Source organism: Desulfobacula sp. (genome assembly GCF_014237455.1).
GTDB lineage: Bacteria > Desulfobacterota > Desulfobacteria > Desulfobacterales > Desulfobacteraceae > Desulfobacula.
Genome location: NZ_JABZFL010000092.1, coordinates 1 through 21,562, shown reverse-complemented (window position 1 = coordinate 21,562; position 21,562 = coordinate 1). Strand labels below are relative to the sequence as shown.

The following is a 21,562-nucleotide window of genomic DNA, read 5'->3' as shown; positions in this document are numbered from 1 at the left end:
TTCGCATTACCTTATTATAAAGACAAATTGCAATTTACTGGCTGTGATCGTACATAGCAAAATCAGGCATATCTTTTTTGAAATAGGCTTTCATTTTCTTTAAAATATTATTTTCGATCTGCCTTACCCGTTCGCGGGATATTGAGTATACTTCTCCTATTTGCTGAAGGGTTTCAGGGCTGTCAGAGAAAATTCTTCTGTCAAAGATATCCAGCTCTCTTTCATTAAGGGTCTTTTTAAACTCATTAACTTTTGTATGCAGGATATCTTCAATTTCTTTTTTGGCCACCCGATCTTCAGATGAATCAGATTCAACATTTATAAATTCAATTCTTTCAGTATTTGAGTCACTCTTTAACGGTTCATCAAGACTTAAGTCCCAGTTGGCCAGTCTCTGATCCATGTCAACCACTTCTTTTTCAGACACACCGAGCCGTTCCGACAGCAGTTTTGGTTTGGGGTCAAATCCCTGTTCAATCAGCCTTCGTTTTTCTTTTTTCAGTCTGAAAAACAGCTTGCGCTGCCCCTGGGTGGTTCCGATCTTCACCATTCGCCAATTATCCATGATAAATTTAAGGATATAGGCTTTTATCCAGAAGGACGCATAGTATGAGAATTTAACATTTTTATACGGGTTGAATTTTTTGACTGCCCGCACAAGCCCTATGTTGCCTTCCTGGATCAAATCCTGAAGGTTCTGTATCCAGATTCTATGGAATTCAAGGGCAATTTTAACCACCAGGCGCAGATTTGAGGTGGTCATGATATAGGCAGCTTCCTGGTCTCCTTCTTCCTGGATTCGTTTTCCAAGTTCAATTTCCTGTTCTCTTGTGAGCAGCTTGTATCGGCTTATTTCATTAAGGTAGCTTTGAACGGGGTCTGATTTTACAAGTGCTTTTGAGCTTGAAGTTTTTGCTTTTTGTGCAGGAATCAGCAAATCTTTTTTGGTCAGTCTTTTTTTTTTTTGATTATTCTGGAGGGCCTTTTTTGCCATTAAATATACCTTAAGATAGTTTTGATAAAAATTGAGTATATCATTATCATGGTATTGATAAAAGCAATATATTTGCACATAAAAAATAATCACGCACTTTTTTATGGACAAATGGGATTAATTTTGATAAAAAATTTTTTTGTTTGCGCCTGTAGCTCAGCTGGATAGAGCAACGGACTTCTAATCCGTAGGTCGCAGGTTCGAATCCTGCCAGGCGTACCATTAATACCAAGGGTTTTCAGCTTTTACTGGAAACCTTTTTTGTTTCAAAAGGGGCGATTGTGCCCAAAATTGTGCCCATCTGTGCCTGAAGATACGTTTCTTGCCTTTGTGCAGCCAGTTTTAAATCAGCATCATTTACGATATTATACCTATCGAACACTGATCTTGTTTTATGACCAGAAATCATCATAGCCACCTTTTTCAGGTATTCCTGACCTCACCATATTTCTAACGGCAGTTTTTCTAAAATCATGGAATGTTGGCCCGGCAGGCAATTTACCAACCCATTTTTGGACATATTTTTCTGATAGCTTATACCCATAGCCAATCCCAACTTTTCTACAGGCTGTATTCCAGGCCCTCCTGAAATTAACAATTCGACCTGTACCTTGATTATTAGGGAAAACAAAAGTCGTTAGCTTTCGTTTCCTGTTTTTCCATTGATTTTGAAAAATAGTTTTTAGTTCTGTATCAAGGTACACGGTTCTTGCCTCATTGTTTTTGGTCTCGCCAACGTTTAACGTGACAATCCCATTTTGAAGGTCAACGTTGGGGCGTAGACCGGTTTGTTCATCAATCGGGGCGTAGAATTGTCATCCAAGTGGATTTATATGCCTATATTGTTTTTTTCATATATTAAATTTCAAACATAAGTTGATAATTTGTCAACATCATATGTTTGTTTAATAAAAAATTTAATAAAAATTGCATTGAAGTACTTTTTGTTGTATTTTTTTTAGAAAGAACCAATTTTGTACAGGGATAATCATGGGGAAATATGATAAACTATTAATCAAAGTTATAAGAGGGCTTTCGGATTCAAATATCCCATTTAATGGATTGTGCAATTTGTTGATAACATTTGGATTTAAAGAGCGAATACGAGGTGATCATCATATTTTCTCAAAAGATGGTGTTGATGAAATTTTAAACCTGCAACCACTGGGTTCAAAATCTAAGGCATACCAAGTGAAACAAGTTAGAAATATAATATTGAAATATAAATTAAATATGGGAGCAAATGATGAATAAATATGAAATGATCATTCATTGGAGTGAGGAGGATCAATTATTTATTGCCGAAGTTCCAGAACTCCCGGGATGCATGGCAGATGGCCATAGCTATCAAGAAGCTGTATCAAACGCAGAAACTATTATAAACGAATGGATAGAAACTGCTAAAGACTTAGGTCGTACAATCCCGAAACCAAAAGGGAAATTAATGTATGCATAAATACTTCACCAATCTGTGAGAAATCAATACAACACATCACCTCTCATCTCATACAAGACCTCATATTTCAAAGTAATTGATATTTTAAATAGTGTTTTATATGCTTCTTATCCTTAGTAATTTGGTATTTACAATAATTTTGAAAAATCTGTATCGTGTTAATATTGTAGTATGATCTTATTTTGGCAAACCACAGGTAAAAAAATAGGAAATATTTTATTTATAACTGTTTTTTCGATGTAAGATTCTGCCTATTTCAATCGTATCCTCCAATACATCAAATAAGATTCTATAATCCCCGACTCTACGGCGATAGGCCGGTTCAAAGTTTGTTTATTTTTTCATATTAGAGATACTATGGAATTTTTTTAATTCGAAAATTTTTGAATGAATTTTTTCTCTGTTTTTATGGTCAAGTTTTTTTAGATCGTTAATGGCGCTTTTGCGAATATTAATTTCCATTTTCCAGATACTCATCAAATGGGATAGATCCTTCTTTTCTTGTAGCCTTCAATAATTTTAGATCATCCATATCTTCTTTTGAGACGATCTCTAACCCTTCATTTTTTAAATGCTTTAAAAACCACATAACTTTATCAGCTAATTTTTCATTATTGATGTTTATTGTTATTGATTGCATTCTAAATCTCCTATTTATTTTTTCGTTCATAGCACTTAAAAAACGGTACTAATCACGAATATAATACACTAATTGTATCTCAGATTTATTATATTCACATTAAAATTTATTTTCAATCAACTCGTTTTCTCATTGCCGTTAAAATCAAGGGTTTTCAGCTTTTACCCTAAGGGCTTTTTTGTTAAGTCTTGCGCTTTTTAAATTCTGCTGTCAATCAGCAGGTGCGAGCATTGTATCAGACAATCTGTAAAAACCTTTGAGGTTTTTCAACCAGTAGGCATGAAACACAATATGGTCACTGGTGAAGGATAAGACTTGTTGTCTTTTCCCCGATGAATAAATTAAATGAAGTTTCCCTGTATTTTCAACTTGGTAAACCATAGCGGTATGGTTATCGTTGAGGACGATGAGATCTCCGTTTTTAAGATCATCTTTATTCACTTCCCTTATATCACGTAAGAGATATTTTATGGGCAGATATTCTTTATAAGACAACCCGGCTTTTTGAGCTGCTAAAGAGTAGATGGAAAAGAACAAGTGGGAATTGTCAGTTGTTCCTGATTGTTGAGGGTTTCCCCCAAGTTTATAGGGAATACCAATAAACCGTACAGCGATCGGTGGAATATTTTTTCGGAAAGATCTTTTTTGTTCCTCTAAATCAGCATTTCCATGTTCTATAGATTTATCATTTAAACCCCATACTGAAACTGTACTAAACAGAATTAATATTACAATAATGAGATTTTTTTTCATTAACTTCCTCCTTAGTGGCAAAAGACAGATACAACATATATAAAAGCCTATAACAAAAAAGACAAGTAATTAGGGCAACAACAGTTTGATAAGCGATAGAATCATCCATTGAAAAAAGTGAATTACAGGGTTTAGAACACCTAAATAAAGTAGCCCGATAATAATAAAAAACCCATACCGCTCAAGACGGAAAAGGTGGTTTTGAATGCTTGGGGATACAAAGCCCATAAGAATTTTTGACCCGTCGAGAGGCGGCAGTGGTATCAAATTAAAAGCGGCCAGGATGATGTTGATCTGCGCAAAGTAATAGAGAAGCAGTGCCAGTATACTTGACGGCGAAGGGGACAGCAAGCGATCCAAAAAAAGAGCACTAAACGCCAATAGCATGTTCGCGATGATCCCTGCGGAAGAGACCACTATCATCCCCTTGCGCCTGTCATGCAGTCGATTGAGATTCACCGGCACCGGCTTTGCCCAGCCAAAGCCGAAAATAAAGAGCATGATGGTGCCTACAGGGTCGAGGTGTTTGAGCGGATTGAGGGTTAGGCGGCCGAGCGACTTGGCTGTCGGATCACCCATGCGATAGGCTACCCAGCCATGCGCCAGCTCATGAAAAATGATGGCATACAAGAGCGGTATGGCGATGAGGATGAACGCAAGCGGATCTTTAAGCAACAGATTGAGCAGGCCCATGGATTATCTCCTTGACAGCACGCTGTAAAAGTATTCCGAACATTAAAGTATTAATTCCGGAATACAGCGTTATTATTATCCAGCACTTCACGTATCTTCTGGGCAAGATCCTTCATCACAATCGGCTTTAATATAAACCCCTTAATTCCCAGAGATGCCGCCTTTTCTTTAGATATATTTTCACTGAACCCGGTGCAAAGCAGTACGGGAATATCGGAACGTATTTTGATCAGCTCAGTTGATAGTTTGTCTCCGGGCATATTCGGCATTGCCATATCAGTGATGACCAGATCAAATCTGTCAGGATTAGCCCGAAAAGCTTCAAGGGCTTCAAGGCTGCTGGTACGTGAAGTAACTTGATACCCCAAGCGCTCCAGCACCTGTTTTCCCATTGTAATGATTGCGGCTTCATCATCCACAAACAGAATTTGTTCTGTTCCACTCTGTATTACGTCATGAATTTGGATACTCTGTTTTTCAAAAGAACTCTGTTCCACTGGTAAACAAACACGAAATTCAGCTCCTTTACCAGGCTCGCTATATACCTGGATAGCTCCCTTCATGCTTTTAACAATGCCGTGGACAACTGACATCCCCATCCCCGTACCCTTGCCTACTTCTTTGGTAGGTAAGCGCTCAATAAACCCCACCTGTTCAAGCATGTCAAAGCATGAGATATTTGGGGGAGTTCTTTGAAAAGTATTATTTATAATCAAGTATGTTGAGTGCTGCTTTATCAACATACATTGGTAAAAGTTGTTTAAAGTCTTCTGAAGTCATTGCTTCAGGAAGGTTTTTAAAAAGATATCTGAGATACCAGTAAGGCTCAAGCTTATTTGCCTTGGCCGTTTCAATCAGGCTGTACAGGGTTGCACTTGCCCTGGCTCCTTCTGGTGTGCAACTGAACAGCCAGTTCTTTCTTCCAATGACAAATGGTCTTATGGCATTTTCTGCAGCATTGTTGTCCATGGGAATACGACCATCTTTAAGAAAGGGAGTAAGTCTATGCCATTGCCCGAGGGTATAATTTATGGCTTTGCCAAGCAGGCTTGTTGGTGGTACTTTTTCAAGCCTTGAGTCAAGCCACTTTTTAAAATCCTTTACTATGGGACGAGACTTGCTTTGCCGGATAGAATAAAGGTCTGCATGGCTAATGTTATTTCCTCTGGCCATTTTTTCAATTTTATACAACCTGGAGATAAATTTTAAAGCTGTACCTGCATTACCTGATGAATTTTTCTTCCCTGAAGCTTTGATTACATCTGTGAATTTTCTGCGGACATGTGCCCAGCAGCCCGCATGAACTATGGTTTTTAAAGGATCAAGAAAATCATAACCTTTATATCCGTCTGTCTGTACAATACCATGATAATCTTTTAAAAATGCTTTTGGCACATCACCTGACCGGGATGCATGATATTCATAAAGTATTACAGGAGCTCCAGGCGGACCTGATTTGTAAAGCCACATGTAAGATTTTTTTCTTCCCGGTTCATTTAAAACATTCAGTGTTGTTTCATCGATATGGATTAAATGATTTTTAAGAACTTCAGCCTTGAGCATGTCAAGGATAATATCACAGGCACCAGACACCCTCATTGCCCAGTTGCACATGGTGGCTCTTGGGATTTTAATGCCCATTCTGACAAACTGTTTTTCCTGCCTGTAAAAAGGAAGAGCATCAATAAATTTGGCAGTCATAACATGAGCAATAAGTCCAGGAGTTGCCATACTTTTGGGTATAATCTGATCAGGCATCCTTGCTATGGTGACAGCAGGTTTGTCATCTTCAACACCTTCACAGTTTTTACAGGCATATTTGTAACGAATGTTTCTGATTACCTGCATTTTTGCAGGGATGATATCAAGCTGCTCTGATACCTCTTTACCAATCCGTGATTTGATACATCCGCATTGGCACTGTTTTTCTTCTGGTGTAAGATCATGTTCAACATCTATACGAGGAAGATTATCAGGAAGTGGCTTTCTTCCAGGCTTTTTACGTTTATGGCCCGGGATTTCAATTTCTTCATCGGGTTCATCTGTAATGGGCAGTTCATCCTCAGAAGTGTCAAAGAGATTAAGCTGTTTATCATCAAGTGTAATCTTTGCTTCACTGGAGCGACCAAACAGTTTGGCCTGCAGGGAACGAACCTGCTCTTTCAAAGAGGCAATATCAGCAATATATACTTTTTCCCTAATGGAAAAATCATCATTTTTTGTGTCTGTGCAAGCCTCATTATTCATGCAGGTTGTATATCATAACTACTTGAAATTGTAAATAGATTTTTAATAAATTATTGAATAATTTAAAGGTTTATGAGCCTGCTTTTGATGGATGTCAATTCCATCCAACAGCCAGGCAAGTTCTCTTTTGCCTATGGCTTTTATATGCTCTTTTGAATCAGGCCATATGAAGATATGTTTTTCAAGTTTCTTGTGCCACAAACAGAATCCGTTTTGGTCCCAGTACAATATTTTAACCATATTGCGTTTCCTGTTACAGAAAACAAAAAGATGGCCGGAAAAAGGATTAAGTTCCAAATGTTCGCTGACAAGAATGGATAATCCATTGATAGATTTTCTCATATCAGTAAACCCCATGGCAAGATACACCTTAATATTGGCAGACGGCAAAAACATTACACGCCTCCAAGCACTTGCAATACCTGTGTCAAAGTATTTTGAGAAAATCCATCGGGTATGTCAATTTGAAAACTTGAACCAATATTAAGTTTTAAAAAAGAAGGCGCCCGCACAGGTTCAACCGGCACCTGAACAAATTGCACAGGCAGGTTTTTCTTTTTTAGTCTGGACTTGAAATAAGTAAAACTTTTGGTTTTTAACTTGTATTCTCTACAGTATGCTGTCTGGCTTAATCCGGACTGGGACCACTTTTCAATATGACGCTGCCAGTACTTTTGTTTCTTAGTTCGCTGATTTTGCCTTGATGCTGTTATCATGCTTGCCTCCTCACAAAAATTATAAAGTCAGCATAATATGACACACGGTTATGAATTTTTTAAGATGGGGTTTGTTGAGCGCTTACCCCTTCATGCTTTTAACAATGCCGTGGACAACTGACATCCCCATCCCCGTACCCTTGCCTACTTCTTTGGTAGTAAAGAATGGATCAAAGATTTTTTCTATTATATTCTTATCCATGCCTGTGCCTGTATCTGCTATAGTAAGGCAGACATAAGTGCCCGGTTCCAGATCAAGATTTATTGCGTCATCATTCCCTAATTCGATTTCTTTGAGACTGACGCTTAAGACCCCTCCGGTCTCCTCCATGGCATGATACGCATTGGTGGTAAGATTCATTATAATCTGGTGAAGTTGTGTGGGATCAGCTTTGATCGCACCACAATTCGCATTGATATCCTGTGTGATGTCAATTGTTGTGGGGATGGTCGACCGGATCAGTTTTAATGCTTCTTTGACAATCGGCTGCATCTTCATCAGGATCAACTCGGTAGTATCCTGGCGGGAAAATGTCAGGATCTGTCTTACCAGATCCTTGGCTCTCAAGGCACCGGCGGAAATTTCATTCAGACCATCTTGAAGCGGGCTGCCTTCAGGAATATCCGCTAATAACATATCTGTATGGCCTAAAATCGGGAAAAGAATATTATTGAAATCGTGGGCAATACCGCCGGCAAGGGTACCGATGGTTTCCATCCTCTGGGCCTGCCGAAGTTGAGCTTCAAGTTTTCTTTGCTCAGTAACATCCATTAAAAACCCTCTTATACGTTTTAAGTTGCCCTCTTCATCAAAAACCCCTGAAGCATTTTCAAGCATCCGAACAGGTGTCCCATTGATTTTTCTCAATTTAGATTCATAGCCAGTCACCCGTTTTTTCTTTTTAAGAAGTCTCAAGAATTCGGCCCTCTCATTAGGAACCTCGAAAATTTTGGAAATAGTCGTATCCAAAGCCTGTTGAGTGCTATCGAATCCAAATATTTTTTTATATTCCCGATTGCATGCAATCAGCTTCCCTCCAGGGCTTGAGATATAAGCGCCTACAATATTATCTTCAAAATACTTCCGATATCGTTCCTCACTTTTTTTTAATTTTTCCTCCATTTTTTTCTGGTCACTGATGTCTATTAACAAACCCCTTAAACCGATCGGTTTTGCATTACGAGTAACAAGGCTTGCATGTATCACAACAGGGAAAGTGGTGCCGTCATGCCTTAGTGCCGTGTATTCTATACCGCCTAACTGGATGCCGTTCAATATGCTTTGCATATTTTTTAGTGCCCGGTCATGATCCTCTGGAATTATTATTTGACTAATATTTATCCCTTTGTCAAATTCATCTTTAGTGTACTTGAAAAGATCAAAAGCAGTTTGGTTTGTATAGATAACCCTGCCTGTTTCATCAATTTCAAAAATACTCTGTGGTAATGAATCTGCCAATTCCCTGTATTTTTCTTCAGATTCTTTAAGTTCCATCTTTGCCAGTTTATTCGCATGCCGATTCTTCATCAGTTGACCTAAAAGTGCCGTTCCAACAGGAAAGATCAATAAGACTGGAAGGGTTATTCTGGAGAGAACTTCTTTGGCTATGGGCCATGGCAGGGTTAACATCCAGAGAAGCATCAAAACATGAACAATCATGCCAAGTGCATACAACTCCTTCATTGACACATTTTTCAGGTCATTTTTTTGCTTATGCCGCCATGCCAAACCAACCAGTCCAGATGTGGCGATAACCCCAAGTCCCGTCCAAACCCCTTCTCCGCCAAGAAACAGCCGATAGGCGCCTGTTATTAATATTGTCATTATGACCGGAAGTGTTCCAAAGAAAAACCCTGTAATGCACAATAGAATCGACCGTGTGTCAAAGATAACCCCGGGGGTGAATTCCCATGGATTGGACATAACTGCAATACCAATGCCCCCAAGTATCACTCCGGTGACCATTTGATTGAAAGAGGTTTTCCCCCCAACCTGTCTCAAGGTCAAGATATCATAGAGCAGTCCCAAAGCTAACAAGAGAGCTGCATTGTTGATAAACCCAATTATAGTAGACGGAATCATAATTCTTTCTCCAACTTCAGTGTACTATTCAATTTTCCCATCAAATGAAAAATCCAATCAATGTCTTTTCTCAGTTCAATTAAAACCTCCTGCCACTTCTAATGAATCCATAACCCGCTCCGATGAAACCGCCGGCAAGGTGGCTGAACTGTGAGATCCTGTCTATTTTCAGGGTTGAAGCCACCTCGCTGCCAATGAAAAGCACCGCAATTATTATAAAGGTTAAAGGAATCTCTTTTGATTTGATATTCGAAAATGAGCTGAGAAGAATCAACATGAAAGCAATCCCACTTCCGCCTGTAAGAGATGTTGAAAATAAAAAAGTGTTCAATAACCCTGTGACAACGGCTGTAACCAAAATCATTTCCAAAAGCTTACCTGATCCGTATTTTTCTTCAAGCAACGGCCCGACAAGAAGGGTTATCATCAGATTCCCTATAAGATGACTCCAGCCACCATGGCCGGCAATATATGAAACCAGTCTGAGATAAAAATATGGATTCAAAAAGGCCAGGTGAGCCGGAGAAGAAAAATGTTTTGATACAAGCCCGCTGCTGCAAAAACTTAAAATGCATATTGACAGTATGGAATACGTCAGGATTACAGGGGAGTTGTATTTGATTTTCAATGGGTTATTTTTCCTGCCAGACAGGGTCTCGTCTTTCAAAAAATGCAGCGACCCCTTCTTTTGCGTCATCTGTGGTGCACAGGCGGGCAAAGGCCTCGTTCATATAGGCAAACTGCTCTTCATAACTCATATCTTCAGAATGATAAAACCCGGTTTTTGCAATCTGGACGGCTATGGGGCTTTTTTGTGCCAGTTCTTCTGCCCATTGAAGGGCCTGGGATTCAAGCTCGTCTTGGGGGACAATTTTATTTATCAGGCCAAGGGAGAGTGCTTCGGGCATTTTTATTAGATTCCCGTAAAGCAAAAGTTCTAATGCCTTTTTCCGGCCGACACATCTGGAAACAGGGATGATGGGGCCAACGCAGTTGAGCCCCACATTGATTGCGGTCAGGCCCATGCGTGAATTATCTGCAGCAATGACCAGATCTGCTGCTGCGATTAATCCCATACCGTTTGCCGCAGCAACACCATGAAGCTGTGCAATGACCGGTTTTTTTAGTTTTGAAATGGTAACAAGGGGGTGTTCCATTTTTTCTATCCATTCGCGGTATTCAATAGCTGTTTTTCCGGCAAGCTCATTCACGTCAATTCCGGCACAAAACGCCTTTCCGGCTCCTTTTAAAAGAATGACCCTGATCAATGGGTCCGAATCAAGCTCAATGAGTGCCTGATTCAGTTCGGCAGCCATTTGGCTGCTAAAGGTATTCATGCTTTCAGGGCGGTTTAACGTAAGTGTTGCAACATGATTTTCATTTTTTTCAACAATCACTTTCTCAAATTTCATTGTAATCTGTCCTTTTTTTCACAAGTATTAATCATAATTTTTACCGTAGCAGTTATGCAGGGCAATTAAAAGATCTGAAAATATTATTTTATTCTCATTTGGTTTTCCAGATCGGATACAGGGTTGCGTTGTTGAAGCGGATATGCATTTTTTCAAAATGCTGTAAAATGATCAGAACAGCCTTTTTTTCAACTGAAATAGTGTTAGTACAACGATTTCTAAGTTCAGGAAAATCAGCTTTTTCAAGGAAATATTTTAAAGCATTGATTTGTTTTTCAATGATGATTTTTTCTTTTTGGGTGGCAGTGGTTTTAAAATATTGTCTGATCAGGCGCTCATATTTTTTTTTAGACGCTGTTTCAATGCAGTGGCGGGTTAAATCTAAAATAATTTCCATTAGAATAAGGGTTGGTTACAGTTTTTCAAATTTTTCAGGATATTCGCGGGCAAGGTCAACATAAAGCTGTTTCCCATATGTCCAGAAATCCTTATGCTTTTGTTTGACATCCCCAATGATTTTAAAAGGGACGCCACCAGTGATTTTCTCGTCAGGAATGATCGTATTCTGGGGCACGACGCACCCTTCAGCTACAATGGTCCATGATCCTATGACGACATCAAATCCAAGAACAGAGCCGATTCCGATGACAGCATGGGATTTTATTTGTTTGCCGTGAATAATGGCCCCGTGACCAACGGTAACACTTTCTTCCAGTTCAAGAATGCCATTGGGTCTGATATGAAGAATGGCATTCTCTTCTATGGCGGTTCCGGTTCCAATGATGATTTTACCATAATCCCCCCGGACAATGGCGCCATGGCCGATATAGCAATTGTCTTTTATGGTTACATCACCAATGACCCTTGCAGAATCACTGACATATGAGTTCTTTCCAATTTGAGGAACTCTTTCACCATATCGGTATACGGCCATATTTTTATCCTTTTTGGGTCATATAATTACTCAAGGCTTCCTGAACGGTTCGGGCGGCAAGACTTGCGCAATGCAAATCTTTTTCAGGGAGCTTTCCGATTGTATTTAAAACGGTTTCTGCGGTTATATCCGTGATTTCATCCGGATCTTTGCCCAGGGTTAATTCTGAGGCAAAGGAACCTGCAATAGAACTTGAAGCACAGCCGTTGGTAAAATAGGATGCATCAGAAATCCGGTTATTTTTAAATTTTAAATATATTTCCATGGTGTCACCGCATTCTCCAGTAACGCTGGCATGACCATCCGGATTTTCCATTTTCCCATTATATTTTGGATTGCGCCATCGTTGAAAACCTTTTTCACCAAGGGCCTTTTTTGCATCTTCAAATATTTCGTTTTGAAGGTTATCTAAAAATTCATCCAGATTATTCATGATTAAAAACTCTTTCCACAACAGCTTCCCGGACCGGCACAACCGGCGGCCTGGCCGGGTGAAGATCCGCAGCATGCAGTATCACCGGGACCAGGCATGCTGTTTTTGGCAGGCCCGGACAGTGAAGAATGGGCTGATATCTGTTTTGTCATGTTTGTACTGCCGCATGATTCGCATATGGATTTGTCCTGCGTTCCGATAATGAGGATTTCACTATGCTCACCGCAGTCCACACATTTAAATTCATAAAGGGGCATTTGTTTTTCCTTATAATTAATGACGGTTATACGAAAAGCACCCTGACGCGTGAACAAGTAGTTATTCGACAGGGTACTTTTTTATTCGTACTTCACCCGTTTACCAGTGGCCGTCTTTGTTAGCATCTTTGGCATAAACAACATTGCCCTGCTTAAACTTCTGTACCACATCGATTATCCGGCCGCTTTGATCATTGGCCACTTTTACACCGGCAGTTTCCAGGGTTGTAAAGGCATTGGGTCCGCAGAATCCTGTCAGCAATACCTCTGCCCCCTTCTCACTGACCATCGCCGCAGCCTGAGTGCCGGCGCCTTTGAATGAATTTTTATTTTCATTGTTATCAAATGCTTCAAATTCAAGTGTTTCCGTATCTATGATGAGGATATACGCAGCCCTTCCAAATCTTGGATCGACTTGGGAATCCAGCGTATCTCCCTGTGATGTAACAGCTACTTTCATTTTAGTGTTCTCCCTTATAACTCTTTATACCTGTCCGCCGCCACCACCGCAGACCTGATCATTTGTAATTTCAGCCAGGTTGCCTGCTATAAGATCTTTTACCACAGGTTCTATCTCTGCCCGCTGATCATCGTGATATACATCAATACCTACCTGTTTAAAGCCCATCAAAGGCCGCATGCCGATACCACCGACAATCAATGCGGTTACTCTGTTGTCAGACAAGAGGTTAACCGGTACCATACAACCACCCTGGGCATGCTCCTGATTCTGGAGGACAGATACTTCTTTGATTTCACCGTCTTCCACGTCAATAAACGTAAATACATCACAATGTCCAAAATGGCCGGCTCTTGTTCCGTCAAGGCCGCCCTGACCGTTTGAAGGGACTGCTATTCTTCCGCTTTTCATAATTTTATCACTCCTATATATGTTGCATTATATTATTGGTCACAGGATTTTTAAACTCTGGCAGAGATAGAATATTATCCCATACCTGCCGTATTTCAATACTGGCCTGTGAATTTTCGTTGTATTCAAAAATGGTTTTTGCCTGGATCATGGCTTCTGTGAAGGTTTGATCAAATGAGATTCTACCCACAATGGCAATGTTGTTTTCTTTGGCAAGATCTTCAATTTTTTTTGTTTGATCAGGGTTCAGATCATACTTATTGATACAGACCATGGCAGGGATGTTAAAATGTCTGGAAAGCTGTCCCACTCTTTCCAGGTCATGGATGCCTGAAACCGTTGGCTCTGCAATGATCAGTATGGCTGTCGCCTGTCCGATGGAGGCAATAACCGGGCATCCGATACCCGGAGGGCCGTCTGTTAGAATCAGATCAAGGTTTTTATTTTTTGCAATTTCTCTTGCTTCCTGCCGGACAAGGGCCACCAGTTTGCCTGAATTTTCCTGGGCAATGCCAAGCCTTGCATGAACCATGGGACCAAACCTTGTATCAGAAATATACCATTCTCCACAGATGGTTTCGGGAAAATCAATGGCCTGTTCCGGGCATAGATCAAAGCAAACCCCGCATCCTTCGCATTCAATGGGATCAACTTCATAGGTGTTCGTGTCAGCATCAAATCTGACAGCATCGAATCTGCAAACCTCAAGACATCGACCGCACTGGGTGCATTTGTCAGGATCGATCACCGCTTCATTACCGCCGATAAAATCCGAGGATAGTTTAAAATCAGGTTCTAAAATCAGGTGAAGATCTGCGGCATCAACATCTGCATCACAAAATATCATGCTCTCAGCCAGGGAAGCAAAGGCTGCCGTAATGGTTGTTTTTCCTGTTCCGCCTTTTCCACTTAAAATAACCAGCTCTCTCATGAGTTGTGCCCTCTCTTTTCTACCAATTGCTCTATTCTCCTGAATAAGTCCTGAAATTTGAGTTTATATTCAGGGAGTTTGTCCACAACCATTTGACCGTTGGAATAAATCCGTGCAATTTCTTTATCAAAAGGAATCTCCATGAGTATGGGAATATTTTCCTTTTCGGCATAAATTTTTACATCGTCATTGCCCAGGCCTGCACGATTGATGACAAGCCCGTGGGGTAAGTCAAGAATTCTCACGGTTTCAACGGCGAGCTTGAGGTCATGAAGACCAAAAGGGGTGGGTTCGGTTACCAGAAGGACAAAATCAGCCCCGTTCATTGCTGCAATGACCGGGCATGAGGTTCCCGGAGGTGCATCGATAATGGTGACAAGATTTGGATCAGTAAATGATCTTACTTTTTTAATAATGGGGGGTGCCATTACCTGTCCTACTTCCAGGCGGCCATGAATAAAAGAGATGCCGCTTGAAGAACCCTGCTCGATTTCACCCAGGGATCGTTCTTTTTCCATAACGGCATTTTCAGGACAGACCTCAAAACAGCCGCCACATGAATGGCACAGGTTTTCAAAGGTAAGGACATTATCTTTTAACACAGCAATGGCACCATACCTGCAAATGTCCATGCATTTTTTACAAAATGTGCATTTTTCAAGGTCAATTTCCGGTACAGGAGCAATGACCTGTTCTTTTTTTTCTATTACCGGATTAAGAAAAAGATGTGAATTGGGTTCTTCAACATCACAGTCTAAAAGTTGCACCTCTTGTTCAATAGACAGTGCAAGGTTGGTAGAGACAGTTGTTTTTCCGGTTCCTCCCTTACCGCTTGCAATACTGATAATCATCAGATAGGTTCTCCTTTTGGTTTGCTTGTTTGGCCTGCAATCCGGGCAATGCGGTTTATGTGATCCAAAAGATCCCGGGCCTGTTCTTTGCCCGGTACCACAGGAAACTGCATCAAAACGCCTAAGCCTTCATAGGCTTCATGAAAATCCTTATGAGACAATGCGCTTAAAACCACACTATCCATCATGGCATTTTTAAACAGGACTTTTTCGATAAGGTTCCTTCCTGTCATATCCGGAAGTTGTTCCTCTGTGATGAACAGGTCAAATTTTTCTTTGGAAAGCATAGAAAGAGCTTTTTCTGCCGTATCTGTCCATTCGGTGGTTATTTTATTATCTGAAAAGGCTGTTTCAAGTTCTTTGAAAACACTTTTTTCCCGGCTGACCAGTAGTACATGAATCATATATATATTTTCTCCTTTAAATTTTGTTTTGCACTCTGCAAGCCATGTGCCATGGTGAAGAATAAAACAAATGGTGGACAATAAATGAATAATTTAAGCATGTTATATAGTATCCAAAGATTTTGATGTTTGAAGGATAAAGAAATGGTCGCAGTTATGCGACCATTCGAATCGTTTTCCATTTTAAGGGTTGTCAGATACTAAATCAGTCAGAGCCAGGTATAGTGCGCCAACTGCAAGCTCGGCACAATGGAAATGATCTTCGGGAAGTGTTTTTAAAAAATTGTTTACCTGATCCGGGGAGATGTTCCAGGCCGATTCAATGGATTTTCCTTTGGCAAATCTGACAATCGTATTACAGCAAGCCGTTGTATTCATACAGCCCTGGACACAAAAAGAGACAAATTGAAGAATATTATTTTTACGGGTTAAGAAAAATTCTACTGTATCTCCACAGTCTCCTGTTCTTCTCCCATATCCATCAGGATTGGCAACTCTTTCAATCCAGTCTGTCCTTAAAGCCATTTCTATATATGTTAAAGAGTGGTCTTGTAAAAAATCTGTAGTATTGTGATACATTATTGTTTATTCCCTTAAAAAAATATAAATAAACAAAGCAAAGACTATGCCAAAATTGAGCCCAGAGGCTGGATAGATAATAATTTAATTATTTTAATAGGTTATAAAATGAGAGGAGTTTGGAAACAGATATTGGTTTATAAAATATCGCAAAAAAGCGACGCCTCTTGTTGTGGATTATATCTTGACATCTTTATTATTATAGGATTTAAATTATTCATCATGTCTGAGAGGGAAGAGGGGTTAATGAAATTTTTGAGGATTGTTTTTCTTGTTTTTTTTGCGGTCTGTGTTTTTTCACCAACACATCATGCCTGGGCATCGCCTGTTCAGGAGCAGTTAAAAATCACTGTTGATAAAATTATGGAAATATTAAAGGACCCGTCATTCAAGGGAGAAGAGCAGGTCGAAAAGAGAAGAGCATCCCTTCGCAAAGTGATCAATGAAAAATTCAGTTTTGCTAAAATGTCACAATTAAGTCTTGGCAGGCACTGGAGAAAAAGAAGTGATGAGGAAAAGAAAGTCTTTATTGATCTGTTTGGACAACTCCTTGAAGAAACCTATATTTCTAAAATAGAGGCTTATACCGATGAAAAAGTGATCTATTTAAAAGAGTTTGTTAAAAAAAAGAAAGCACGGGTAAATACGAAAATTATTACGAAAACAATTGAAATTCCCATTGATTACAGACTGTATAATACCAAAGATGGTTCCTGGCTGATATATGACCTGGTCATAGAAGGCGTCAGCCTGGTGGGGAACTACCGTTCCCAGTTTGATCATATCCTTCAGAAAGATTCTTATGACAAGTTAGTGGAAGAGCTTGAAAAGAAAATTGAAAACTGATCACACCATCTTCACGGTTAACCTAAAGGAAGCGGAGACTTTTAAAAATCAGTAGTTCATTTTATCAGGAATAACCCCCCGGACACCTCCTCTGGGATTCGGCGTGTCTTTCTCCCTTCGCGGGATGAGGTGAATGTGGGTATGAAATACGGTCTGGCCTGCGGTTTCTCCGCAATTTACACCGACATTGAAACCTTTAACCAGTGGATCATTTTCAAGAATTTTGTCTTTCAGTGTTTCAATCAATTCATGGGCATCGCAGTGTTCCTGCCGGGTCATTTCAAAATAATCAAGGCAGTGCCGCTTTGGGATGACGAGCATGTGGTTTAAGCTGACAGGTGAACTGTCCCTGATGGCATAAGCTGTTTTGTTTTCAGCAATGATTATTGAATTTTTCATTTTGCAAAACGGACAACCGGCTATTGGTTTCAGAGCATTTTTTTGGAAAATATCTGGCGTGTTCATTTGACTTCAGATGACTTATCGATATCAAAAATGGTTTCTTGTAAATATTTCCTTGTTTTGTATCGGCTAATATGGGGCAATTTTTTTGTAATCATGCCTAATTTTTCCGTCTTGAGAAGTGGTTGAATTCGTTTTTTTATCAAGGTATACCATAAAGAAAATTTCAATAAAAGGGCCACGCATATTTTATTCTGCATTGTTTATTTAAAAAATATACTTATATTTAAACTTAAGTTTTCAAAACAAAAAATGGGTCGAGAAGCATGAAAAAAATACTAATCACAGGTGCTTCAGGTTTTATCGGGAAAAGGCTTGCCGGCCTTTTTTTATCAAAAGGATACCACGTAACCGGTATGGGTACGTCTCAAACCCATCCCTTTTCAATGGAATTTAAAGGATTTGAATGGATCAGTTCAGATACTTCTGTCGAAGGAAAGTGGCAGGACCACGTTGCAGGATCGGATATTATTATTAATTTGGCCGGTCGAAATATTTTTCGGTATTGGACAAAAAAAACCCAAAAAGCAATTTATGACTCCCGCATATTAACAACCCGACATATTATCAATGCCATTGAGAATGGAAAAACTCAAAAGCTTTTGACAGCTTCTGCTGTTGGAATTTATGGAGATTGCAAGGAAGATTTGTTAACCGAAGAAAGAACCCCGGGAAAGAATTTTCTGGCAAAGGTGTGTACGGATTGGGAGAAAGAAGGGTTAAGGGCCAGAGAAAAAGGTGTCAGTGTCGCAGTCATGCGATTCGGTGTTGTTCTCGGGGATGGAGGGGCCCTGTCTTTGATGGTTCCTGCATTTAAGCTGTTCTCTGGTGGCCCTCTGGGTGACGGCCGCCAGTGGTTTCCATGGATACATGTTAAAGATCTTGAAAAAGCGGTTGAATTCATTGTTGAAAACGAAGAACTTGAGGGCATATTTAATTTTACGGGACCCACGCCTGTCCGGCAGAAGCAATTTGCCAAAGCGTTGGGTCATGCATTAAACAGACCTGCATTTATGCCTGCCCCATCCTTTATGATCAAGGCAATAATGGGTGAACTTGGCGGTTCTCTTTTAAAAAGCCAAAGAGTGATTCCTAAAAATCTTACGGAGTCAGGGTATTCATTTTTCTTTTCAGATGTGGGGTCAGCACTTAACGAAATTTTTGAAAAATAAATTTTTAATTGATAATTGGCCTGTTTATCATATATAATCGGTATTTAAATATTCACGGATGTGGTATGCAGTTTTCAAATATTACGAAAATAATTATTAAAACGCTAACAGGAGGAGAGTAAACATGGAATTTGGATCGGTTGATGAAATATTAAATTTTGCCATTGACAGGGAAAAAGAAGCCGTTGATTTTTATTTGTCTTTAGCCAAAGAAGCAACTCGGGCGTCACTTAAAGAAACCTTTGAGAGATTTGCAAAAGAAGAAGAAAACCATGTTATACTTCTTTCAAATATTGCAGGCAATAAAGAGAAAATTGATTCTTATGAGTTTAAAAAAATCGCAGATCTTAAAATAAGCGATTATATGGTGGAAATAGAGTATAAAGAAGGCATGCCCATGCCTGAAATTCTTAAACTTGCCATGAAAAGAGAAGAAAAAGCGGTTAAGCTTTATTCCACACTTGCAGACAAGACAGATAATGAAGATGTGAAAAAAGTGTTTATGATCCTTGTTCAGGAAGAATCAAAACATAAACTTGCATTAGAATCCATATATGATGATTATCTGGCTGATCAGGATAATTAATTTTGTTAGTAAAAAGGGTTGATGATGAGTATCTCAGCCCTTTTTTAGTTATAAATTAAGCGTGTCCGGGTAAAGGAAGAAAAGTGGATTTAAAATGTCTTTTCAGACCATCGACGATGGCGGTTGTCGGCGTGTCCACATCACAGGACAATCACCCGGCTAATGTGATCTACAATAAAAATCATTTGCGATATCCGATAAAAACATTTCCAGTGAATCCAAGAGGGGGGCTTCTTAATCGGGAAACCCTTTATCAGAGTGTCGGGCATATCGAAGAAGATATTGATATGGCAGTCATTGCAGTCCGTGCCCAGTTTGTTCCCAGGGTGGTGGAACAATGTATTAAAAAGGGGATCGGGGGTGCAGTGATCGTATCCGGCGGATTTGCAGAATCAGGGAACTTAGATATGCAGCAACGGCTGGTCGATATGGCAAAAGAAGCCTCTTTTCCTTTTGTGGGTCCCAACTGCCTTGGTATTTATGCGCCTGATTACGTGGACACGTTTTTTCTCCCCGGAGAAAGGATCATTCGCCCGGACAAAGGCAACGTCGGTTTTATCAGTCAAAGCGGGGGAGTACTGGTGGATCAGATGGTTAAATTTGCAGGTCAGGGCGTTGGTGTGTCTCTTGCCGTCAGTATCGGAAACAAGGCTTATATCAGGGAAACAGATATGCTGGACTGGTTGGATAAGGACCTTGCGACAAAAGTGATTGCTTTTTATATTGAAGGGTTTGAAAAAGGAGAAGGTCGTCAATTTATTAAAAAAGCGGAACATTGCTCCAAACCCGTGGTTGTCTTAAAGGCCGGAAAGAGCAAAAAGGGTATTGAGGCGGTTTCCAGCCATACAGCTTCTCTGGCAGGGGATTACAGAGTTTTTTCCGAAATCATGAAACAATATTGTGTGGCCGAGGCCGATAATGAATATGAACTGACTTCTTTTTGCGAGTCATTAAGCTGTTATCCCAAAGGCATAAAAGGCAATATCGGTATTATTACTCTGAGTGGTGGACATGGTGTTATAGCAGCTGATGCCTGTGAGCGGCATGGTATATTCATCCCTGAAATAGAATCTGCAACAATAGATATTATTAAGGAGAAACTGTCACCTGAAATTAGAAATATTGTTTCTCTTGTCAATCCCCTGGATCTCACCGGAAGCTCGACAGACAGTGATATTGTGACTTCTGCAAGACATTTGTCAAGGGATGGTAATATTGACTGTATCATGGCCCTGTTGATTCCTTACTCACCGGGTATTTCCACTGATATCGGTGCCAAACTCAGCCAGGTGGCAAGGAATGAAGGCAAACCAATGATTGCATATGTTCCCAATGAAGATAAATATAAAATTATTATCGAAGGGTTTGAACTCAATAATATTCCGGTGGCATCCTCTGTGGAAGGAGCAGTCCTCATGGCCAAGGCATTAATGAGGTGCAGACCATGTTAGAGAAGAACAGCAAAAAAATTATAGAGAAAAGCAAATCATCCGGATGGATTTTGGAACCGGATGCAAAGGCATTAATGAAATTACAGGGGCTTGACATACCTGATTTTATTTTAACCAATTCCTTTGAAGCAGCAGATCAATTTTTAAAGAAATCAGAATCTCCGGTTGTGGCAAAGGCTGTTTCAAAAAAAATTCTTCATAAGACAGAGCATCAGGCGGTTGTTACAGGAATTATGTCAAGTGATCACCTGAAAAGCGAAATGGCAAGACTGCAACAGCTACCCGGGTGCGAAAATATTCTTGTTGAACAGATGGTTCAAGGTATTGAGGTTATTATCGGGGCAAAAAATGATTTTCAGTTCGGGCCTGTTATTGTTTTTGGCATCGGCGGTACATCCGTTGAAATTTATAATGACACGGCAGTCAGGATGGCCCCGCTTAAGCCGGACGATGTTCTTTCTATGGTGGAATCACTGAAAGCAAAAAAGATTATATCAGGATACCGGGGGATGGCCGGTGTAAATATGGAAATTTTAACCCATTTGATTGTTAATTTCTCCTTGTTTGTCATGGAACTTGAAAATGATATCGAATCCGTGGATTTAAATCCCGTTATTTGTACCAGAGACCGGTGTGTCATAGCGGATGCAAGGATAATGTTGCCATGTTAAAAATAACTGAAGTTTCCCATAAAAGCATCATGCCACTAGCCGGAACAGAGCGGCTACAATGGAATTATTAACCAGTTTGCCACTTGGCGGGCAAAGTAATGTAAAATTATCATCCAGCGC

At 39.9% G+C, this 21,562-nt stretch carries 30 protein-coding genes, 1 tRNA gene and 1 pseudogene; 8 read left to right on the top strand and 24 right to left on the bottom strand.

What is annotated here, in order from left to right; genetic code table 11:
- Positions 1 to 34: 34 nt before the first annotated feature.
- Positions 35 to 994 carry an RNA polymerase sigma factor RpoD/SigA gene (locus tag HGJ91_RS13220; protein ID WP_291348285.1) on the bottom strand — a complete coding sequence of 320 codons (960 nt, stop codon included), beginning with the start codon at positions 992 to 994 and terminating at the stop codon, positions 35 to 37.
- Between the two features lie 145 nt (positions 995 to 1,139).
- Between HGJ91_RS13220 and HGJ91_RS13215 the strand changes: the two genes are divergently transcribed.
- Positions 1,140 to 1,216: transfer RNA gene (locus tag HGJ91_RS13215), tRNA-Arg, on the top strand.
- 170 nt (positions 1,217 to 1,386) lie between these two features.
- On the opposite strand, the gene HGJ91_RS13210 is transcribed toward HGJ91_RS13215, so the two are convergent.
- On the bottom strand, positions 1,387 to 1,794 hold the full coding sequence (locus HGJ91_RS13210) for a tyrosine-type recombinase/integrase (RefSeq protein ID WP_291348296.1): 408 nt from the start codon (positions 1,792 to 1,794) through the stop codon (positions 1,387 to 1,389).
- 190 nt (positions 1,795 to 1,984) lie between these two features.
- Between HGJ91_RS13210 and HGJ91_RS13205 the strand changes: the two genes are divergently transcribed.
- A complete protein-coding gene (locus HGJ91_RS13205; protein WP_291348284.1) occupies positions 1,985 to 2,248 on the top strand; it encodes a hypothetical protein in 264 nt (87 codons plus the stop codon).
- Positions 2,241 to 2,450: a type II toxin-antitoxin system HicB family antitoxin gene (locus HGJ91_RS13200; RefSeq protein ID WP_291348283.1), complete on the top strand. Its 210-nt coding sequence runs from the start codon at positions 2,241 to 2,243 to the stop codon at positions 2,448 to 2,450. The genes HGJ91_RS13205 and HGJ91_RS13200 overlap by 8 nt, the downstream gene beginning before the upstream one ends.
- Positions 2,451 to 2,666: 216 nt before the next feature.
- Here the strand turns inward: HGJ91_RS13200 and HGJ91_RS16555 are convergent.
- The 21 genes and pseudogenes from HGJ91_RS16555 to HGJ91_RS13100 all read right to left on the bottom strand — a co-directional run.
- Positions 2,667 to 2,753: pseudogene (locus HGJ91_RS16555) on the bottom strand (type II toxin-antitoxin system RelE/ParE family toxin); the annotation flags it as partial.
- Between the two features lie 148 nt (positions 2,754 to 2,901).
- Positions 2,902 to 3,090, bottom strand: a complete 189-nt coding sequence (locus HGJ91_RS13195; protein ID WP_291348282.1) for a hypothetical protein — start codon at positions 3,088 to 3,090, stop codon at positions 2,902 to 2,904.
- A gap of 210 nt (positions 3,091 to 3,300) precedes the next feature.
- Complete coding sequence (locus HGJ91_RS13190) at positions 3,301 to 3,843, bottom strand: peptidoglycan endopeptidase (RefSeq protein ID WP_291348281.1); 543 nt, start codon at positions 3,841 to 3,843, stop codon at positions 3,301 to 3,303.
- A gap of 69 nt (positions 3,844 to 3,912) precedes the next feature.
- Positions 3,913 to 4,536 carry a site-2 protease family protein gene (locus HGJ91_RS13185; RefSeq protein ID WP_291348280.1) on the bottom strand — a complete coding sequence of 208 codons (624 nt, stop codon included), beginning with the start codon at positions 4,534 to 4,536 and terminating at the stop codon, positions 3,913 to 3,915.
- Between the two features lie 50 nt (positions 4,537 to 4,586).
- Positions 4,587 to 5,198, bottom strand: a complete 612-nt coding sequence (locus HGJ91_RS13180; protein WP_291348279.1) for a response regulator — start codon at positions 5,196 to 5,198, stop codon at positions 4,587 to 4,589.
- A gap of 40 nt (positions 5,199 to 5,238) precedes the next feature.
- The gene (locus HGJ91_RS13175; RefSeq protein WP_291348278.1) at positions 5,239 to 6,783 is read right to left on the bottom strand and encodes an IS66 family transposase; all 1,545 of its coding nucleotides are present in this window, start codon (positions 6,781 to 6,783) and stop codon (positions 5,239 to 5,241) included.
- 42 nt (positions 6,784 to 6,825) lie between these two features.
- Positions 6,826 to 7,179, bottom strand: a complete 354-nt coding sequence (gene tnpB / locus HGJ91_RS13170) for an IS66 family insertion sequence element accessory protein TnpB (protein WP_291348277.1) — start codon at positions 7,177 to 7,179, stop codon at positions 6,826 to 6,828.
- Complete coding sequence (locus HGJ91_RS13165; RefSeq protein WP_291348276.1) at positions 7,179 to 7,499, bottom strand: IS66 family insertion sequence element accessory protein TnpB; 321 nt, start codon at positions 7,497 to 7,499, stop codon at positions 7,179 to 7,181. Before HGJ91_RS13165 ends, tnpB begins: the two co-directional genes overlap by 1 nt.
- Before the next feature lie 82 nt (positions 7,500 to 7,581).
- On the bottom strand, positions 7,582 to 9,582 hold the full coding sequence (locus HGJ91_RS13160) for a PAS domain S-box protein (protein WP_291348275.1): 2,001 nt from the start codon (positions 9,580 to 9,582) through the stop codon (positions 7,582 to 7,584).
- A 79-nt stretch (positions 9,583 to 9,661) separates the two neighbouring features.
- Entirely contained in the window at positions 9,662 to 10,210 is a 549-nt protein-coding gene (locus HGJ91_RS13155) for a rhomboid family intramembrane serine protease (protein WP_291348274.1), read from the bottom strand.
- 4 nt (positions 10,211 to 10,214) lie between these two features.
- Positions 10,215 to 10,994: an enoyl-CoA hydratase-related protein gene (locus HGJ91_RS13150; protein ID WP_291348273.1), complete on the bottom strand. Its 780-nt coding sequence runs from the start codon at positions 10,992 to 10,994 to the stop codon at positions 10,215 to 10,217.
- 94 nt (positions 10,995 to 11,088) lie between these two features.
- On the bottom strand, positions 11,089 to 11,391 hold the full coding sequence (locus HGJ91_RS13145) for a hypothetical protein (RefSeq protein ID WP_291348272.1): 303 nt from the start codon (positions 11,389 to 11,391) through the stop codon (positions 11,089 to 11,091).
- A 15-nt stretch (positions 11,392 to 11,406) separates the two neighbouring features.
- Positions 11,407 to 11,928, bottom strand: coding sequence for a gamma carbonic anhydrase family protein (locus tag HGJ91_RS13140; RefSeq protein ID WP_291348271.1), 522 nt, complete (start codon positions 11,926 to 11,928; stop codon positions 11,407 to 11,409).
- A 4-nt stretch (positions 11,929 to 11,932) separates the two neighbouring features.
- Positions 11,933 to 12,361, bottom strand: a complete 429-nt coding sequence (locus HGJ91_RS13135; RefSeq protein ID WP_291348270.1) for an iron-sulfur cluster assembly scaffold protein — start codon at positions 12,359 to 12,361, stop codon at positions 11,933 to 11,935.
- A 2-nt stretch (positions 12,362 to 12,363) separates the two neighbouring features.
- A complete protein-coding gene (locus HGJ91_RS13130) occupies positions 12,364 to 12,618 on the bottom strand; it encodes a zinc ribbon domain-containing protein (RefSeq protein WP_291348269.1) in 255 nt (84 codons plus the stop codon).
- 100 nt (positions 12,619 to 12,718) lie between these two features.
- Positions 12,719 to 13,078, bottom strand: coding sequence for a NifB/NifX family molybdenum-iron cluster-binding protein (locus HGJ91_RS13125; RefSeq protein WP_291348268.1), 360 nt, complete (start codon positions 13,076 to 13,078; stop codon positions 12,719 to 12,721).
- A 24-nt stretch (positions 13,079 to 13,102) separates the two neighbouring features.
- The gene (locus tag HGJ91_RS13120) at positions 13,103 to 13,489 is read right to left on the bottom strand and encodes a NifB/NifX family molybdenum-iron cluster-binding protein (protein WP_291348267.1); all 387 of its coding nucleotides are present in this window, start codon (positions 13,487 to 13,489) and stop codon (positions 13,103 to 13,105) included.
- Positions 13,490 to 13,502: 13 nt separating this feature from the next.
- Positions 13,503 to 14,420, bottom strand: a complete 918-nt coding sequence (locus tag HGJ91_RS13115; protein WP_291348266.1) for an ATP-binding protein — start codon at positions 14,418 to 14,420, stop codon at positions 13,503 to 13,505.
- On the bottom strand, positions 14,417 to 15,271 hold the full coding sequence (locus HGJ91_RS13110) for an ATP-binding protein (protein WP_291348265.1): 855 nt from the start codon (positions 15,269 to 15,271) through the stop codon (positions 14,417 to 14,419). The genes HGJ91_RS13115 and HGJ91_RS13110 overlap by 4 nt, the downstream gene beginning before the upstream one ends.
- A complete protein-coding gene (locus HGJ91_RS13105; RefSeq protein ID WP_291348264.1) occupies positions 15,271 to 15,675 on the bottom strand; it encodes a response regulator in 405 nt (134 codons plus the stop codon). The genes HGJ91_RS13110 and HGJ91_RS13105 overlap by 1 nt, the downstream gene beginning before the upstream one ends.
- Positions 15,676 to 15,858: 183 nt before the next feature.
- The gene (locus HGJ91_RS13100; RefSeq protein ID WP_291348263.1) at positions 15,859 to 16,254 is read right to left on the bottom strand and encodes an iron-sulfur cluster assembly scaffold protein; all 396 of its coding nucleotides are present in this window, start codon (positions 16,252 to 16,254) and stop codon (positions 15,859 to 15,861) included.
- 246 nt (positions 16,255 to 16,500) lie between these two features.
- Here HGJ91_RS13100 and HGJ91_RS13095 point away from each other — a divergent pair, with 246 nt between their 5' ends.
- Positions 16,501 to 17,100 (top strand): ABC transporter substrate-binding protein, encoded by a 600-nt coding sequence (locus tag HGJ91_RS13095; RefSeq protein WP_291348262.1) that lies wholly within the window; start codon positions 16,501 to 16,503, stop codon positions 17,098 to 17,100.
- 48 nt (positions 17,101 to 17,148) lie between these two features.
- On the opposite strand, the gene HGJ91_RS13090 is transcribed toward HGJ91_RS13095, so the two are convergent.
- On the bottom strand, positions 17,149 to 17,499 hold the full coding sequence (locus tag HGJ91_RS13090) for an HIT family protein (protein WP_291348261.1): 351 nt from the start codon (positions 17,497 to 17,499) through the stop codon (positions 17,149 to 17,151).
- Positions 17,500 to 17,828: 329 nt separating this feature from the next.
- Here HGJ91_RS13090 and HGJ91_RS13085 point away from each other — a divergent pair, with 329 nt between their 5' ends.
- The 4 genes from HGJ91_RS13085 to HGJ91_RS13070 all read left to right on the top strand — a co-directional run bounded on the left by HGJ91_RS13085 (position 17,829) and on the right by HGJ91_RS13070 (position 21,442).
- Positions 17,829 to 18,734, top strand: coding sequence for a TIGR01777 family oxidoreductase (locus HGJ91_RS13085; RefSeq protein WP_291348260.1), 906 nt, complete (start codon positions 17,829 to 17,831; stop codon positions 18,732 to 18,734).
- Positions 18,735 to 18,858: 124 nt separating this feature from the next.
- Positions 18,859 to 19,320, top strand: coding sequence for a ferritin family protein (locus tag HGJ91_RS13080; protein ID WP_291348259.1), 462 nt, complete (start codon positions 18,859 to 18,861; stop codon positions 19,318 to 19,320).
- An 83-nt stretch (positions 19,321 to 19,403) separates the two neighbouring features.
- Entirely contained in the window at positions 19,404 to 20,771 is a 1,368-nt protein-coding gene (locus HGJ91_RS13075) for a CoA-binding protein (protein WP_291348258.1), read from the top strand.
- Positions 20,765 to 21,442: an acetate--CoA ligase family protein gene (locus tag HGJ91_RS13070; protein WP_291348257.1), complete on the top strand. Its 678-nt coding sequence runs from the start codon at positions 20,765 to 20,767 to the stop codon at positions 21,440 to 21,442. The genes HGJ91_RS13075 and HGJ91_RS13070 overlap by 7 nt, the downstream gene beginning before the upstream one ends.
- The last annotated feature ends 120 nt before the right edge of the window (positions 21,443 to 21,562 follow it).

Excerpts from the sequence above, each read along its gene's own strand:
- HGJ91_RS13220 (WP_291348285.1), bottom strand. The coding sequence starts at position 994 with ATGGCAAAAAAGGCCCTCCAGAATAATCAAAAAAAAAAAAGACTGACC.
- HGJ91_RS13205 (WP_291348284.1), top strand. The coding sequence starts at position 1,985 with ATGGGGAAATATGATAAACTATTAATCAAAGTTATAAGAGGGCTTTCG.
- HGJ91_RS13200 (WP_291348283.1), top strand. The coding sequence starts at position 2,241 with ATGAATAAATATGAAATGATCATTCATTGGAGTGAGGAGGATCAATTA.
- HGJ91_RS13195 (WP_291348282.1), bottom strand. The coding sequence starts at position 3,090 with ATGCAATCAATAACAATAAACATCAATAATGAAAAATTAGCTGATAAA.
- HGJ91_RS13190 (WP_291348281.1), bottom strand. The coding sequence starts at position 3,843 with ATGAAAAAAAATCTCATTATTGTAATATTAATTCTGTTTAGTACAGTT.
- HGJ91_RS13185 (WP_291348280.1), bottom strand. The coding sequence starts at position 4,536 with ATGGGCCTGCTCAATCTGTTGCTTAAAGATCCGCTTGCGTTCATCCTC.
- HGJ91_RS13180 (WP_291348279.1), bottom strand. The coding sequence starts at position 5,198 with ATGCTTGAACAGGTGGGGTTTATTGAGCGCTTACCTACCAAAGAAGTA.
- HGJ91_RS13175 (WP_291348278.1), bottom strand. The coding sequence starts at position 6,783 with ATGAATAATGAGGCTTGCACAGACACAAAAAATGATGATTTTTCCATT.
- tnpB (WP_291348277.1), bottom strand. The coding sequence starts at position 7,179 with ATGTTTTTGCCGTCTGCCAATATTAAGGTGTATCTTGCCATGGGGTTT.
- HGJ91_RS13165 (WP_291348276.1), bottom strand. The coding sequence starts at position 7,499 with ATGATAACAGCATCAAGGCAAAATCAGCGAACTAAGAAACAAAAGTAC.
- HGJ91_RS13160 (WP_291348275.1), bottom strand. The coding sequence starts at position 9,582 with ATGATTCCGTCTACTATAATTGGGTTTATCAACAATGCAGCTCTCTTG.
- HGJ91_RS13150 (WP_291348273.1), bottom strand. The coding sequence starts at position 10,994 with ATGAAATTTGAGAAAGTGATTGTTGAAAAAAATGAAAATCATGTTGCA.
- HGJ91_RS13145 (WP_291348272.1), bottom strand. The coding sequence starts at position 11,391 with ATGGAAATTATTTTAGATTTAACCCGCCACTGCATTGAAACAGCGTCT.
- HGJ91_RS13140 (WP_291348271.1), bottom strand. The coding sequence starts at position 11,928 with ATGGCCGTATACCGATATGGTGAAAGAGTTCCTCAAATTGGAAAGAAC.
- HGJ91_RS13135 (WP_291348270.1), bottom strand. The coding sequence starts at position 12,361 with ATGAATAATCTGGATGAATTTTTAGATAACCTTCAAAACGAAATATTT.
- HGJ91_RS13130 (WP_291348269.1), bottom strand. The coding sequence starts at position 12,618 with ATGCCCCTTTATGAATTTAAATGTGTGGACTGCGGTGAGCATAGTGAA.
- HGJ91_RS13125 (WP_291348268.1), bottom strand. The coding sequence starts at position 13,078 with ATGAAAGTAGCTGTTACATCACAGGGAGATACGCTGGATTCCCAAGTC.
- HGJ91_RS13120 (WP_291348267.1), bottom strand. The coding sequence starts at position 13,489 with ATGAAAAGCGGAAGAATAGCAGTCCCTTCAAACGGTCAGGGCGGCCTT.
- HGJ91_RS13115 (WP_291348266.1), bottom strand. The coding sequence starts at position 14,420 with ATGAGAGAGCTGGTTATTTTAAGTGGAAAAGGCGGAACAGGAAAAACA.
- HGJ91_RS13110 (WP_291348265.1), bottom strand. The coding sequence starts at position 15,271 with ATGATTATCAGTATTGCAAGCGGTAAGGGAGGAACCGGAAAAACAACT.
- HGJ91_RS13105 (WP_291348264.1), bottom strand. The coding sequence starts at position 15,675 with ATGATTCATGTACTACTGGTCAGCCGGGAAAAAAGTGTTTTCAAAGAA.
- HGJ91_RS13100 (WP_291348263.1), bottom strand. The coding sequence starts at position 16,254 with ATGTATCACAATACTACAGATTTTTTACAAGACCACTCTTTAACATAT.
- HGJ91_RS13095 (WP_291348262.1), top strand. The coding sequence starts at position 16,501 with ATGAAATTTTTGAGGATTGTTTTTCTTGTTTTTTTTGCGGTCTGTGTT.
- HGJ91_RS13090 (WP_291348261.1), bottom strand. The coding sequence starts at position 17,499 with ATGAAAAATTCAATAATCATTGCTGAAAACAAAACAGCTTATGCCATC.
- HGJ91_RS13085 (WP_291348260.1), top strand. The coding sequence starts at position 17,829 with ATGAAAAAAATACTAATCACAGGTGCTTCAGGTTTTATCGGGAAAAGG.
- HGJ91_RS13080 (WP_291348259.1), top strand. The coding sequence starts at position 18,859 with ATGGAATTTGGATCGGTTGATGAAATATTAAATTTTGCCATTGACAGG.
- HGJ91_RS13070 (WP_291348257.1), top strand. The coding sequence starts at position 20,765 with ATGTTAGAGAAGAACAGCAAAAAAATTATAGAGAAAAGCAAATCATCC.